The 13587-nt window shown below is 65.1% G+C and carries 14 protein-coding genes and 1 pseudogene; 3 read left to right on the forward strand and 12 right to left on the reverse strand.

Annotation, left to right across the window (positions count from 1 at the left end):
* Both BHE97_RS20575 and BHE97_RS03350 read left to right on the forward strand, forming a co-directional pair.
* On the forward strand, positions 1-219 hold a 219-nt coding region (locus BHE97_RS20575), incomplete at its 5' end, for an integrase core domain-containing protein (protein ID WP_236757507.1).
* Between the two features lie 995 nt (positions 220-1214).
* Positions 1215-2381 (forward strand): nucleotide sugar dehydrogenase, encoded by a 1167-nt coding sequence (locus tag BHE97_RS03350; protein WP_087622612.1) that lies wholly within the window; start codon positions 1215-1217, stop codon positions 2379-2381.
* Between the two features lie 41 nt (positions 2382-2422).
* On the opposite strand, the gene BHE97_RS20005 is transcribed toward BHE97_RS03350, so the two are convergent.
* Positions 2423-2644, reverse strand: coding sequence for an IclR family transcriptional regulator C-terminal domain-containing protein (locus BHE97_RS20005; protein WP_087622613.1), 222 nt, complete (start codon positions 2642-2644; stop codon positions 2423-2425).
* 517 nt (positions 2645-3161) lie between these two features.
* On the reverse strand, positions 3162-4412 hold the full coding sequence (locus tag BHE97_RS03360; RefSeq protein ID WP_087622614.1) for a DUF4143 domain-containing protein: 1251 nt from the start codon (positions 4410-4412) through the stop codon (positions 3162-3164).
* 113 nt (positions 4413-4525) lie between these two features.
* On the opposite strand from BHE97_RS03360, the pseudogene BHE97_RS20580 reads away from it, so the two are divergent.
* A pseudogene (locus tag BHE97_RS20580) lies at positions 4526-4673 on the forward strand (IS3 family transposase); the annotation flags it as partial.
* A gap of 88 nt (positions 4674-4761) precedes the next feature.
* On the opposite strand, the gene BHE97_RS03365 reads toward BHE97_RS20580, so the two are convergent.
* The 10 genes from BHE97_RS03365 to BHE97_RS03410 all read right to left on the reverse strand — a co-directional run bounded on the left by BHE97_RS03365 (position 4762) and on the right by BHE97_RS03410 (position 13542).
* Positions 4762-4992 carry a hypothetical protein gene (locus BHE97_RS03365; protein ID WP_087622615.1) on the reverse strand — a complete coding sequence of 77 codons (231 nt, stop codon included), beginning with the start codon at positions 4990-4992 and terminating at the stop codon, positions 4762-4764.
* A gap of 161 nt (positions 4993-5153) precedes the next feature.
* Complete coding sequence (locus BHE97_RS03370) at positions 5154-5741, reverse strand: MarR family transcriptional regulator (RefSeq protein ID WP_087622616.1); 588 nt, start codon at positions 5739-5741, stop codon at positions 5154-5156.
* 92 nt (positions 5742-5833) lie between these two features.
* Positions 5834-6769: an NADP-dependent oxidoreductase gene (locus BHE97_RS03375; protein WP_170931241.1), complete on the reverse strand. Its 936-nt coding sequence runs from the start codon at positions 6767-6769 to the stop codon at positions 5834-5836.
* A 48-nt stretch (positions 6770-6817) separates the two neighbouring features.
* Positions 6818-7753 carry a carbon-nitrogen hydrolase family protein gene (locus BHE97_RS03380; protein WP_087622618.1) on the reverse strand — a complete coding sequence of 312 codons (936 nt, stop codon included), beginning with the start codon at positions 7751-7753 and terminating at the stop codon, positions 6818-6820.
* Complete coding sequence (locus BHE97_RS03385; RefSeq protein WP_087622619.1) at positions 7750-8712, reverse strand: LysR family transcriptional regulator; 963 nt, start codon at positions 8710-8712, stop codon at positions 7750-7752. Before BHE97_RS03385 ends, BHE97_RS03380 begins: the two co-directional genes overlap by 4 nt.
* Complete coding sequence (locus BHE97_RS03390) at positions 8709-9773, reverse strand: phenylacetaldoxime dehydratase family protein (protein ID WP_087622620.1); 1065 nt, start codon at positions 9771-9773, stop codon at positions 8709-8711. The genes BHE97_RS03385 and BHE97_RS03390 overlap by 4 nt, the downstream gene beginning before the upstream one ends.
* Positions 9770-11059 (reverse strand): MFS transporter, encoded by a 1290-nt coding sequence (locus BHE97_RS03395; RefSeq protein WP_201791295.1) that lies wholly within the window; start codon positions 11057-11059, stop codon positions 9770-9772. The genes BHE97_RS03390 and BHE97_RS03395 overlap by 4 nt, the downstream gene beginning before the upstream one ends.
* Before the next feature lie 206 nt (positions 11060-11265).
* On the reverse strand, positions 11266-11697 hold the full coding sequence (locus BHE97_RS03400; protein ID WP_087622622.1) for an organic hydroperoxide resistance protein: 432 nt from the start codon (positions 11695-11697) through the stop codon (positions 11266-11268).
* A gap of 64 nt (positions 11698-11761) precedes the next feature.
* A complete protein-coding gene (locus tag BHE97_RS03405) occupies positions 11762-12847 on the reverse strand; it encodes an acetamidase/formamidase family protein (protein ID WP_087622623.1) in 1086 nt (361 codons plus the stop codon).
* Positions 12844-13542, reverse strand: coding sequence for an FCD domain-containing protein (locus tag BHE97_RS03410; protein WP_087622624.1), 699 nt, complete (start codon positions 13540-13542; stop codon positions 12844-12846). The genes BHE97_RS03405 and BHE97_RS03410 overlap by 4 nt, the downstream gene beginning before the upstream one ends.
* Positions 13543-13587 lie beyond the last annotated feature (45 nt).

Consider the following 13587-nt stretch of genomic DNA (forward strand, 5'->3'; position numbering starts at 1 on the left):
ACACGGCCATACCGGCCCCAAACCAACGGCAAGGTCGAACGCTTCAACCGAACCCTGATGGACGAGTGGGCATACGCCCAGATCTACCTGTCTGACGAGGACCGCTCAGCGACCTACGCCGACTGGTTGCACTCCTACAATCACCACAGACCCCACACCGGAATCGGAGGCTTCGTCCCCGCCGACCGCGTTCACAACCTCCCGGGGAACTACAGCTAGCGATCGGATGTTCAAAGGCCGCGGCATCCAGAATACTGAGCGGAAATCCCTCGTAGCGAGCGGTGTGGAAATACAGTGATGGGCGAGCCAGCACAGCGGCCATTTCAGATTTCGAGAGCCAACCAGTTACCTCGACTCCCGTCTCTTCGAGGTGCTTTCGCGTTGCAGTATCCCCATCGCCAACCCACAAAAAACGAACATCGTCCAACTCGCCACGCACGTGGTGAACCATTTCCGCGAAGAAGTGGGGGTCCTTCTGACGGCTGAGGCGACCGATCATCATCACGTTCCGTTCGGTACGGTATCCGGTCAGAGCCTCACCTCTCGTGGGGCGCACCGAAGCAACGTTGGGGAGAAACCAGGTCGGGACGTCCCGGCCGAGTGACCGCGCGAGCTTCTCTTCATGCGGCGAGAGAACCACCGTGCAGTGGGTCCTTCGCAGAAGCATTTTTTCCGCAAGACGATAGGAGGCACGGAGAAATTTCGGCTGCGTCGCGTCGTCAAATTTGTAACAATGCGGCTCATACAGAACCGGAACCCCCAAGTCGGTGACACGGGAATAAAGACCTGCCCAACTTGAGTGAACATGAACGATATCTGGTCTCACTCGTTTCACGGCGCGCCGAACCGTCGACACAGCAGCCCAGGGCGGCCTTGGCATGCCCTCAATACTTCGATACGAGACCGCGGTGCTGGGTGATTCGTCACCACTCCAAACAAGATGGTGCTCGACATTCCCCGCGAGGGCGACCAGCGTCTCTATGGCCTTGCTCACACCACCCGCGTAGCACTCCGTCACATGCAGAACCCGTCTAGCTCGCGCCACAACCCACCTCCAGTGCGAGGACGCACAGTACCACGGCAAAAATAGCGTCTCTTTACGATCAAGGGACGCCCCGGCCCAAGCCACGATGGCGCACCTGAGTGCACGAGCCGCGGCTGAGATTCTGCGTTCTTCGTTCATCGCGACCACACGGAGCCTCTACGGTTGGACCATGAAGATCGCCGTCGCCGGCTCCGGGTATGTGGGTTTGTCGAATGCCATCGTGCTCGCGCAGCAACACCAGACATACCTCGTCGACATCAACGAGGCGAAAATCGACCAGGTCAACCGGCGTGAGTCTCCCATCGAGGATGCGGACATCGAGCGCTACCTGGCCGAGATTCCACTGAAGCTCACCGCAACCCTCGATCCAACCGAGGCCTACACCGACGCCGACTTCGTCATCATCGCGACACCGACCGACTACGACCCCGAGACCAACTACTTCAACACTCGCTCCGTCGAGGCTGTGATCGACGACGTACTGCGCATCAACCCCGGCGCACACCTCGTCATCAAGTCCACCGTCCCGGTGGGTTACACCGCCGCGCTGCGCGAACAGCACCCCGGCGCGTCGATCATCTTCTCGCCCGAGTTCCTGCGCGAAGGCAAGGCTCTCCACGACAACCTCCACCCCTCGAGGATCGTCGTAGGCGATCGCAGCGAGGCAGGGCAGCGGTTCGCCGACCTGCTCGTCGAAGGCGCCCTCGACGAGGACGTCCCCGTTCTCCTCACCGACTCCACCGAGGCCGAGGCCATCAAGCTCTTCGCCAACACCTACCTGGCCTTGCGCGTCGCTTACTTCAACGAGCTCGACACCTACGCCGCCCACCACGGCCTCAACACCCAGCAGATCATCGAAGGCGTCGGCCTCGACCCCCGCATCGGCAGCCACTACAACAACCCGTCCTTCGGCTACGGCGGTTACTGCCTGCCCAAGGACACCAAGCAACTGCGCGCCAATTACGACGAAGTCCCCCAGAACCTCATCCAGGCCATCGTCGACGCCAACACCACCCGCAAGGACTTCGTCGCCGCCGACATCCTGCGCCGCAACCCCACCACCGTCGGCGTCTACCGACTCGTCATGAAGGCGGGCTCGGACAACTTCCGGACCTCCTCCATCCAGGGCGTCATGAAACGCATCAAAGCCAAGGGCGTCGAGGTCATCGTCTACGAACCCACCCTCGACGACGACCTCTTCTTCAACTCCGAAGTCGTGAACGACCTCGACGAGTTCAAGAAGCGCGCGGACGTCATCATCGCCAACCGCCGCACCGCCCACCTCGCCGACGTCAGCGACAAGGTCTACACCCGCGACATCTACGGAACGGACTGAGCGGCTCAGTCGTCAGCGGGCCCGCCGCGCTGGTGAGACGCTCAGTGACCTGTTTGATGTAACGCTGCTCTGATCGCGGCATCGGAACGACGACCGCCAGCGCACCCATCCACGATCCGGTTGCGGAACACCGGCGCCGCCACGGACCAGGACTCCACCGTGGACTCACGACCGCTGAACGCATAACCCTGCTCGCGGATCGTCACGCACTCCGCCGTCAGCTCCACCAGCATCCGCGTCGCACCCGACTCGGTCCGCGCCATCCGCCGACGACGTGTCGGCGAACGGCGGCGAGGTGTGGCCGTGAAGGACCCGCCCGCCGCAGCCACAGCGACGTGCTGAACCGGGCCACCTTGATGCAGCACGACGCCGAGTCGCCGGCAGCCAATGGAAGTAGCCGAACCGCTCAACCGGCGGGCTTTCACGGATAGAGTTACGGTATCGACTCCAGGAGGTGCCTCGTGTCCCCTCGCGTCGAGGTCTCCCCGATATGCTCCGGTGGGCTGTCGCATGCGCCGGATGGGATCACCGCCTGCTCGTCAACGCGTTCCCCGTTTCGAGGCGCGGTTGAGCGGCGAGACATCGCCCACCCTGAAGCAGCTCGAGAAGCTAGGCCCATTCAGTGTCGGCACCACCCGGGCTCACCGGCACCAGTACGAGCTAGTCTCGGTCCTCGCCTGCGCGGAAGGACAGCTTTACCGCCATCGGCGCGCGTCCCCGTTTCCTATGCCGCCCAGCTGGACCCGGACATACGCAAGATATGCGACAAGGGCCCGCGCATCAGGGACCGAGGCAACCTATCGGGATGACGTGGACACCGTCCTCGCGTAGACCGCCTGCGCCGGTGCTCGTAATGACACCCAGGCAGGACGGCTCGCCGTGTCGAGACGTGTCGATATTCGCCGCGAATCGCAACAGCGCCGCCGCAGCCTCGTCAACAGCATCGGGGCTGAGCTTGACCTCGAATGCCGCCCATCTGCCGGACCCCGCTGTGACGACGGCATCGATCTCATTGCCATTGGAATCACGCCACGCGTCGACCCTCGCATCAAGCAGCTGTGCGTAGACACGAAGGTCCCGGATGACGAGCGCCTCGTAGTGCAAACCCAAGACGTTGAGATCGGAGGACAACTCCCTCGTGCCTACACCCAGCGCGGCGGGACCGAGGGACGGGTCGACGAAGTACCGGACTGGCGCAGTGCGAAGGCGCGCCCGCGAACGCATGTGCGGACGCCAGGCCTGGGAGTTCTCGATCAGGTGCAGACGTTCTAGCGCGTTCACGTAGGCCGACAACGTCTCCTTCGCGATCGGGCCAGCCTCGCCTCCGACATCCTTGGCAAGCTCAGCCGCCTTGGTTGCCTGTCCCACGGACCGCCCAAGCGACTCCAAGAGTCGTCGTAGATTGCCCGGATCACGTCGCGACCCGAGCTTCTGAATGTCGACCTCGACGATATTCGCGAGGTAATCGCGCAACCACCGGCGGGCACTCGTCTCGTCGGCGTCGATGAGCCCCGGCCACCCGCCGATCACGATGCGATCGAGGAGCTCATCGAAAGAAATATGTGTGCCTAACCCGGTCTGCCGCTCACCGTCCAAGAGCTTGGCCAGCGACATCTCGCCATTGGAGTGCCCGGACTCGAAGAGACTCATCGGGCGCATCGACATCACCGAGAAGCGTCCCGAGCCCGAGTGTCGAGCGGCATCATCCGAGGGTGTCGCCGAACCGGTCAGGATGAAGACGCCTTTGCCGTCGCGGTCGTCGACTTCACGGCGCACCTTGTTCCAGATCGCCGGCTCGACCTGCCATTCATCGAACAGGATCGGAACGGGATTGCCGAACAGCCGTTCGGGGGCGAGCTTCACAAAGCTTCGGGCGGTCTCATCCTCGTCGAGCCGGAACACAGTCTCGGCGTGTTGGGTAGCCGTCGCGGTCTTCCCACAAGCCTTCGGACCCTCGATCAGGACGGCACCGATATAGCCGAGCCGCGCGTCGAGTTCACGATCGGCGATTCGTGATCGATAGGTAGCCATAGCCATATTCTACTGTTTGCATATCCTCCAGTCGACCTTTTGCATGCATCGTAGTCGACCTTTCGCAAGGCAGTCGTTCAAACATAGGCCGCCGAGCTCCCGCAGACGATCATGGTGACGAGACGCCGGGGCAGAGGATCGCCCGACTCGAAGCCGAGAACACGGCGCTGCGGGCAGAGACCACGGAGCTGACCACCGAGCGGCGGAGCATTTCGCCGGGGACACGCGCTGAAAAGCAAACTCACATACCTGCTCGCCGATTACACGCTCGTTCGCGAGCACGTATTCGCCGATGAGTTCATAGGAATGCGGCCAAGTCAGAACGGCCCCACGGGCGATACCAGTTTCCTCATCGCCTCGACGATGTCGCTTGCCGCAGGAAGATCGGGTAGTCGGCCTCATGTCTCGTGATGCGCATGCGGTTGAATGCCCCAACAACATGACGCAGCCTTCCGAGCTGGGCTTCAATCGCATGCTGCGCAGCCAGATGCCCGCCCTGTGAGGTCGCCCGCAGTCCCTGCTTCGCCAGAACGGCCGCCAACGCCTTGCGGGCCGCCGCATAGAGGGAGTCGTAGGCCATGGGCGGGTCGCCATCGGCCAACAATCTCAGCAGACCGCAGATGACGCTCGGACTCCGTCAACAATCGCTCCGCGTGCACCTCGGAGGCCGCAACCCTCTCAAGCTCACCCGATTCGATCATCGACACAATGGTCGCGGCGCCTTCGGCCCACCGTCCCGGCTCAGCCATGCCCTCTCACATCCAATTCGATCAGCGGACGCGACTTAACCGTTGCCACAAACGGATCTGATTCCTCACCCCAGACCTCCGGCGAGATCCGACGGATATTGACCTCACGCCGCACGCGCCGGCTAGCCTCCTCAGCCACATCGAACAAGGCCTCGCGCGGAACCCGCCCGACCACGAGCACGTCGATGTCCCGTGGCGTACGCCCCTCGTCCCCCGCCCGTCGAGCGGCATAGGAACCATAGACATAAGCCCGTTCGATACCCGGAACCTCCGACAGCAAGCGCTCGACCACAACCACCGGCCCGTACGTCACCGCCAGCAATTCAGCCAACGGCTGGAATGCGGGATTGGACTGGTCCGCACGCACCAGCCGAGCCGTGCCCACTCGCCGCTCAGTCACCAGCCCCGCCCGAACCAGCCTGTCCACCTCACGCATCGCCGTAGCTGGAGTAACGCCCGCCTCACGCGCGATCTCCGTCAACGAGCGCTCCTGCTCCGGGTCCAGCATGATCCGCGCAATGATCTCCCCCTGCGCCTCAGAGCGCAGTAACGGCAGGAGCACCGGACCAGCTGTTTTCATAAAACAACATTAGCAGATCAAGTAATGAAAAGATTGCCTCGGCGGAGACTCAGGGACCGCCACCTCGGGCCTGGCTGCGCCCGGACCGGCGCTCAGTCCTCGCTGATGCGGAGGACGACCTTGCCGCCGCCGTGTCCTTCCTGATTGGCGCGCAGCGCGTCGGCGGCCTGCTCCAGCCCCTCGAACTCGCGGGTGATGTCGATCTCGACGCGGCCCGTTGCCACCAGCTCGACGAGCCACTGCAGCTGCTCACCATCGGGGCGCACCCAGACGATCTCATCCTCGATGCCCGGCACATCGTGCTCGGCGATCGACGCGTGCCGGCCACCGCCGGCGAGCACCGCCCGCGTGACGTCATAGACACCGCCGACGAAGTCGGCCACGGCGTCGACACCCTCCGGTGCGATCTCGCGGACCCGCTCCGCAAGACCATCACCGTAGACGACCGGCACCACGCCGAGCTCCCGTAGACGATCATGGTGACGCTCCGACGCCGTCCCGATGACCGTGCTGGCACCCAGCACCCGCGCGAGCTGCACACCGATGCGCCCCACACCACCGGCCGCGTTATGCACGAGCACGACATCTCCCTCACCCACGTCCAGACGATCACGGATCGTCCGCGCAGCGGTCTGACCCGCGAGCGGCAGGGCTGCCGCCTGCTGCCACGTCAGCTCGCGCGGCTTGTGCGCGATCGCCCGCACCGGCACGGAGACCAGCTCGGCGAACGTGCCCGCCTGGACCCAGTCCTTACGCCCATACGCCAGCACATGGTCACCCACCTGCACCTCGGGCGTATCGGGACCGACGGCTCGCACGACACCCGCGACATCCCACCCCGGTATCACCGGGAACCGGACCTCCATCAAAGGATCCAAGCCTCCGGCCATGACCTTCCAGTCGACGGGATTGATGGACACCGCACGCACCTCCACGAGGGCCTCCCCCGGACCCACCCGAGGGTCCGGCAGCTCCCCGACCTGCAGCACATCGACGTCACCGTACGATTCATAGAACGCAGCACGCATATCCATCACAGCGCAACACCATCCGTCAGAATTCCCCGGAGCACCTCGTCAGCCGGCGGTCCCCTCCGCCCGCTGGACCGCCCGCTGGGGGCGGGTATCGACCTCGACCGAGAAGATATCGGCCCGCGCATAGTGGCCAGCGACATCGAAGTCGAGGCTCTGGCGCACCAGCTCACGCGAGTCGATTTCGGCGTACAAGAGGCACTCCTCCCCGAACACCGGACCGGCGAGGACCTCACCGGTCGGCGCGATGACCGCACTGCCACCGCGCATCATCAGGTCATCGGGGGCCGCGTCGATCGCGGAATCGTAGTCGTCCGGGTAGTCACGGCGCCGCATGACCTGACAGGCGGAGAGCACATAACAGCGCCCTTCCAGTGCGATGTGCTGCATGCTCGGCACCCAGGTGTCGCGATCATCGGCCGTCGGAGCACAGTAGACCTCGATGCCCTGGCCGTACATCGCCGTGCGCAGCAGCGGCATGTAGTTCTCCCAGCAGATGACCGTGCCGAGCCGGCCAGCCGGAGAATCCACAACCGGCAACGTCGACCCATCACCGAAGCCCCATACGAGGCGCTCCGCCCCCGTAGGCATCACCTTGCGATGGTGGCCCGCGAGCTCACCGTTCTCATCGATCATGACCGCCGTGCAATACAGGGTCCGCCCCCACCGCTCGATGACACCCACCACCACGAAGACCCCCGCGGCCCGGCAGGCCTCTGCCAACTGCGCGATCTCGGGACCGTCGAGAGCGATCGCGCCCTCCCAATACCGGAGGTACTCGTCGCGGCCCTCCTCCGTGCGCCGCCCGATCGGGCTGCCGAAGGTCAGGCCCTTCGGGTAGGTGCCGATGAATGCCTCGGGGAAGACGACCACGCGGGCGCCTTCGGCGGCCGCCTCGGTGATCGCGTCGACTGCCTTGTCCGCGGTGGCCTTCGGATCGAAGGCCACCGAGCCGAGCTGAGCGATGGCGATCCTGGTCATGCTGGTCCTCCTGGGAGATCGAGACCGTTCGGGCGCATGCATCCGGCCGAGCTCCTGGCTTGCTCCCGGAGCCACGCGATCCGCGGGTCGTTGTCGTCACTGCCGTGCCACACCATCGACACACCGAAGCGGGGCAGGTCGATGGGCGGCGTCGTCACCTCGAGGCCGGACATAGTCGCGAAGACCTCGGCGGCGTGTCGGGGGATCGTCGCCACCGCGGCAAGCCCCGACAGCAGCAACGGCACCATCGCGAAGTGCGCCGTGGACGCCACCCGCCGGCGGCGGTGTCCGGACTCCGCCAGCACGTCGTCGACGATGCCACGCGTCGCATCGGCCGACACCATCAGGTGGTCGACCGCCAGATACTCCTCGAAGGTCAGGGCACCGGCGCGTCCGAGAGCTTCACGGTCGTAGACGCAGGCATAGCCGGACTCGAATAACGTGGAGCTGCGGATACCCGACCCCCACGACGACGAGGCCGCAACACCCAGCTGGACCTGCCCCGACTCCAGCAGATCCACCAGGGTCATGCGATTCGCCTGGACGCAGAAGACCGAGGACCCCGGACTCGCCGCGGTGACCCCCCGGATCATCGCCGGGAGCAACAGCGCCTCCAGATCATCGGACATCGCCACTCGAAACTCCATCGGATCGGCAACCGGGTCGAAGACCGGCTCACCCGCGATCGCCACACGCAGACGTCCCAGTCCCTCACGGACCGGATCCACGAGCCGCAAGGCCTTGACCGTCGGCTCCACCCCGTGTGACGCACGCACGAAGAGCGGATCGTCGTGCATCTTCCGCAATCTCGCCAACGCCGCGCTCACCGCTGCCTGGCTCATCCGCAGACGTTCCGCCGTACGGGTCACGTTCCGCTCCTCGATCAACGCGAGAAAGACCACGAACAGGTTGAGATCGTGCCCTCGCAGCTCGACGGGCACATCATCGGACGGGGTCATGGCTCCACCGACGACACCGAGACCGCATACGGGAGGATCCCCGTCTCCTCGTGGCAGTTGACATACTCATAGGCCGTCGACGCCACCATCGCGAACACCTCATGCCAGGTGACCACGGAGCGCTCATCACCGTACTCGCGCTTCTTCTCGATCGCGTGCTCGTAGATCGCGGCATGGGTCTCATGGCCCTCCGCCCAGCGCTCCAGCAACTCCATCTCCGCGAAGTGGCCGAGCACCGAAGTCTCCCGGCGGGGGCGCAATGTCTCCACATCCAGACTCGTCATGATCCGCAGCGACATCACCCCCTGCTGATCGGCGTGCTCCTGCAGGAATCTCATGCCGGTCATCAACTTCGACTGCAGATTCTCCTCATAGTCCACGAGCTGATCTCCCTCGGACTCCTCCCAGTACTGCCCCGAACGGATCGCGATCGCATTGTGCCCGGACTCCGCCCGCAGCCGCCGACCTCGCGAGGGAGCCAGCGGCTCCCTGCGTCGGTGCGGTGTGGGCGCCTCCAGCCGATCGATGGCCGAGACCGGGAAACGGTCGCGTGCCGCGCCGAAGTACCCGTTGGTCGTCATCGGGACCCGCTCGGTACCCGGGCACCCCGCCATCCCGAAGGGCCGCGCCGGATCGGAGTAGATCGTCTCGAACCTGTCCATCGGCACCTGGATGACCTCATGCCACATCCCGAACGACAATGTCCTCGGCTCGAGGCCGGCGAACCACCGCGGCAGATCCGCCGTCAGGCACCAACGCGCATGCTCCGTCGCATCGCGCCAATAGCCGAGCGACACGAGGTTGAGGGCACCCTGCGCGTCGACGAAGGCCAGCAGCTCATACGACTCCGGCGCATGGTCCTGACCCCAGGAGGCGCGTGCCGCCGCGAGGAACTCCTCGACACCCGCCGCCTCCATGGAGTCGACCTGGATCGCGAGATAGTCGCTGGTCAGCAATGACGTGGGCTCGTCGAAGCTCAACGTCCACCGCGGCGCTCGCGGCGTATGGCCCTCGGGACGACGGGCCGGAACCCTCCGCGGATACTCGGTCTGCCAGCTCATGAGCTCTCCCGATCCTTCGTCAGATCCCTTCTGAACGGGCTCCGCACCGCTCCGAGGTCCACGCCCTTGGTCTCCCGCACGAGCACACCTCCGATGATGGCCATCGACGACAGCACACCCACCCAGACGAAGAAGACCCACTCGACATCGTTCTGGCTGAACCATGTCATCAGATAGGGCGCCGTGCCACCGAACAGTGCCACCGACACCGAGGTCGCGAAGGCGACGCTGGTAGCCCGGATCTTGGTCGGGAACAACTCGGAGCTGAAGGCGGGGTACATCGCCGCACCCATCGCCCAGATCGTCATGCCGGCGGCCTGGGCCACGAACAGCGTCCACGGCGCATCGCTGATCAGCAACGACAGCGGGTAGTAGAACAGGATCGCCGCGACACCCATCGCGATGATCATCGGACGCCGACCGACCTTGTCCGAGAGATGTCCCCACACCGGCAGCATGACCAGAGCGACCGCCTGAGCGAGGAGGCTGGCCACGAAGGCGCTCTGCGCGTCCATGCCACGAGCCGAGATCGCGAAGGAGGCCGCGAAGGTCGCCCACACGTAGTATGCACAGTTGTGCCCGCAGGCGAGCATGATCACCAGGAGACCGGATTTGAACGCCAGCGACGGCGAGACCTCTTCCTCCTCGTCAGCCTGCGCGAACTCACTGGTCTCCTCCGCTGTCCGGCGGAGCCACAGGACACCGAGACCGAGCACTGCCCCCACGACGAAGGCCAGACGCCAGCCCCAGTCGTCCATCGCCTGGTCACCCAGGGCCACATTGAAGATCGCGCCCAGCGCGGTCGCGAACATGACGCCCATCGTCACGGCGAAGAACACCGAGCTGGACCACAGGCCACGTCGTGCAGGAGGGGCGATCTCCGAGACATAGGTGTAGGCGACCCCCGACTCACCACCGTGCGCGAGGCCCTGCAACAGCCTCAGGACCACCAGGATGACCGATGCCCATACACCGAGGCGTTCATATCCGGGTGCCACTGCGATCCCGAGGCTCGCCAGCGACATCAGCGAGATCGTCACGATCAGCACGAACTTGCGACCGCGCCGATCGGCGATCCGTCCGAACACCAGTCCGCCGACAGGGCGGGCGAGGAAGCCGACGGCGAACACGGCCAAGGTGGAGAGCAAAGCCGAGGACGGATTATCGTCATTGAAGAAGTGCGCCGCGATATAGGTCGAGAACACGGCATAGAGAGTCCAGTCGAACCATTCGAGGACATTGCCGGCGACGGCGGCCCGCAGCGAGGCGAGCTGCCCTCGGCTCACCGTCGTAGATCGCTCAGGGGCGGATGAATCAGCGCTGGTCGACATGTGATCGTCTCCGGGATCGAAGTTCGTCTGAGTCGAAGCCCTCCGTCGAGCACCGACCTGGCGAAGCTACCCCGCACGCCTGGTTTCAGGGAAACAAAAGATTCGAATCCACATCATCGAGCAAGCTGATAACAGTGCGGTGATCGGCACCGCACCCGCGACTAGGCGATGTCGACTGTGAGCGTGACCTCGATATTGCCGCGGGTGGCATTCGAGTAGGGGCAGACCTGGTGTGCGGCCTCCACGGCACGCTGCGCCTCCTCCTGTGAGACACCTCCGCCGAGTTCGACATTCAGCGTCACCGCGAGTTCGAAGCCCCCGCCCTCCTTGGGCCCGATACCCACCTCGGCGGTCACCGCCGAGTCCACGATGTCGACCCCATGCTGCTTGCTGCTGGCTTTCAAAGCCGAGTGGAAGCACGCGGCATAACCGGCGGCGAAGAGCTGCTCAGGATTCGTCGCACCGCCCTCGCCCCCCATCTCCGCCGGAGTACGCACCTCGGTGTCGATATGACCGTCGCTACTGCGGACGTGGCCATTGCGGCCATCGCCGGTGGACGTGGCGGACGCGGTGTACACGATCTTCTCGGGCATAAGCGATCTCCCCTCTCCGATGGACGTCCCATCGATCCAAACACGGATATCGCTGCTCGGCAGGTCACCGAAAGTCCGCCTTACGGATGCGGGCGTGGACCCCCTTGACGAGATCCACGACTTGAGAGATGTCGAAGTCCGTTGCGGCGCTCAAGTAGGCGTACGCATGGGCCTCGTCCATCCCGTACGCCACCTGCAACAACCCGAGCGCGGAGCGCACGCAGTTCTGAACTGCCACATCGAGGTCCTCATCCAGGCCCGTCGGGATCAGGAAGTCGACCGTCTCCCCCAAAGGCCCAGCCACCTCACCGAAACGCTCCGTGGCCTCACCCGCTGCGAGCACATCGAAGCGCAGCGTCGCACGCAGCGATGCCTCCATCGCGGTCAGCGCCACCTCCCCGTCGCCCTGGGCAAAGTGCGGATCACCGACATAGGCCAACGCTCCCGGCACCCGGACCGGCAGATACAGGGTGCTGCCGACGGTGAGCAGATTGATATCGATATTGCCGCCGTGAGCCCCGGGCGGCACCGAGTGGGGGCGCTCCCCACCCGGGACCGCCACCCCCATGATCCCGAGGAACGGCCGCAACGGAATACGGACGTGCTCCGAACCGCCCGACCGCCGCAGCATCCGGGCGAACGCGGGAGCCGAGCCATCGTCACCAGGTGACTGCTCGACCTCGGCGTAGACGCTGAACGTGCCCGGCGCCCGGGGCAGCTGACCGGGCAGAGCCCCACGGCCATGACGATTCGACACGATGCCGTATGGCACGCGACGGTGGGTCGAGAGGACCGTGATCGCCAGCAGATCACCGGGTTGCGCCCCGAGAACCTCGACAGGGCCCGTCACCACATGCGGCCCGTCCTGGACGCCACGACGCACGAAACGCCCGGAGGCGAGATCACGAGCCTCCGGCAAGACAGCGTCGGGAGCGACCCCGGAACGCCCGAAGAATGCCACCGGATCGCTGCCCTGGTCCTCGAGGATCCCCTCATGCGAGACCGTGTCGACCGTGACCGATGTCCCCGCCCGTACCGACAGCACAGGGGTATCCGCGGCACAGGGGAGGCGGCCCCAGAAGAGCTCCTGGGGCCGGGCTGGGAGGTACTCCTGTCCGGGACAGGGACCCTCACCCGATCGCAACATCATCGGCCATCCCCGAGTATTCCGGACCCGAGAGCGGCGACCTCACCGAGGTGCGCGACCATCGCCTCGCAGGCCGCATCGGCATCCCCTGCCCGCACCGCCCGGTAGATGATGCGGTGCCCTTCGAGGGACCGCTCTCGTCCCGCCGTGGTCCGATGCGAACAGGTCCGCACCTCGCGCACCCACTCACTGGTCAGAGCGCACAATGGCTCCAGCAAGGGATTGCGACTCGCGGTTGCAAGCTGCAGATGGAAGCGGATATCGAGCTCCAGAGAGGTCTCCGCCGTCAATTCGCCAGCCGAGTCGGCGAGGATCCGCTCCAGCGCGAGAAGGTCGCTCTCCCCCGCGCGACGGGCCGCCAGCGCGGCCACCTGGGGTTCGACGATCAACCGCAATTCGGCAGCATCAGTATGCCGCGCAGCCTCCTCGGCGAGTCTCTCTTCCAACTCGCCGACATGCTCCGGCGGTGCGAGGACCGTCGTACCGCGCCCGGGCCGCCGATCCACCAAGCCGCGCTGGTGCAACTCGGCCAGGGCGTCACGGACCGATGTGCGCGAGACACCCATGCTCGCGGCCAACTCGCGCTCCGGAGGGAGCCGATCCCCGGGCTTGAGCTCCGTAGCGATGAGCTTCAACAGGTGGGCGCCGACCACACCACCGATGGTGCCGACCGGCCGTTCGATCCGTGGGATCTGCATGAAGGCACCTCCAGATGACGGCCACGGCGGGTCCGCAGCGATACA

Source organism: Aeromicrobium sp. PE09-221 (genome assembly GCF_002174305.1).
GTDB lineage: Bacteria > Actinomycetota > Actinomycetes > Propionibacteriales > Nocardioidaceae > Aeromicrobium.

What these genes read in the sequence shown, in the direction of transcription:
- BHE97_RS03350 (WP_087622612.1), top strand. Translation starts at nt 1,215, where the DNA reads ATGAAGATCGCCGTCGCCGGCTCCGGGTATGTGGGTTTGTCGAATGCC.
- BHE97_RS20005 (WP_087622613.1), bottom strand. Translation starts at nt 2,644, where the DNA reads ATGGCGCGGACCGAGTCGGGTGCGACGCGGATGCTGGTGGAGCTGACG.
- BHE97_RS03360 (WP_087622614.1), bottom strand. Translation starts at nt 4,412, where the DNA reads ATGGCTACCTATCGATCACGAATCGCCGATCGTGAACTCGACGCGCGG.
- BHE97_RS03365 (WP_087622615.1), bottom strand. Translation starts at nt 4,992, where the DNA reads ATGGCCTACGACTCCCTCTATGCGGCGGCCCGCAAGGCGTTGGCGGCC.
- BHE97_RS03370 (WP_087622616.1), bottom strand. Translation starts at nt 5,741, where the DNA reads ATGAAAACAGCTGGTCCGGTGCTCCTGCCGTTACTGCGCTCTGAGGCG.
- BHE97_RS03375 (WP_170931241.1), bottom strand. Translation starts at nt 6,769, where the DNA reads ATGCGTGCTGCGTTCTATGAATCGTACGGTGACGTCGATGTGCTGCAG.
- BHE97_RS03380 (WP_087622618.1), bottom strand. Translation starts at nt 7,753, where the DNA reads ATGACCAGGATCGCCATCGCTCAGCTCGGCTCGGTGGCCTTCGATCCG.
- BHE97_RS03385 (WP_087622619.1), bottom strand. Translation starts at nt 8,712, where the DNA reads ATGACCCCGTCCGATGATGTGCCCGTCGAGCTGCGAGGGCACGATCTC.
- BHE97_RS03390 (WP_087622620.1), bottom strand. Translation starts at nt 9,773, where the DNA reads ATGAGCTGGCAGACCGAGTATCCGCGGAGGGTTCCGGCCCGTCGTCCC.
- BHE97_RS03400 (WP_087622622.1), bottom strand. Translation starts at nt 11,697, where the DNA reads ATGCCCGAGAAGATCGTGTACACCGCGTCCGCCACGTCCACCGGCGAT.
- BHE97_RS03405 (WP_087622623.1), bottom strand. Translation starts at nt 12,847, where the DNA reads ATGATGTTGCGATCGGGTGAGGGTCCCTGTCCCGGACAGGAGTACCTC.
- BHE97_RS03410 (WP_087622624.1), bottom strand. Translation starts at nt 13,542, where the DNA reads ATGCAGATCCCACGGATCGAACGGCCGGTCGGCACCATCGGTGGTGTG.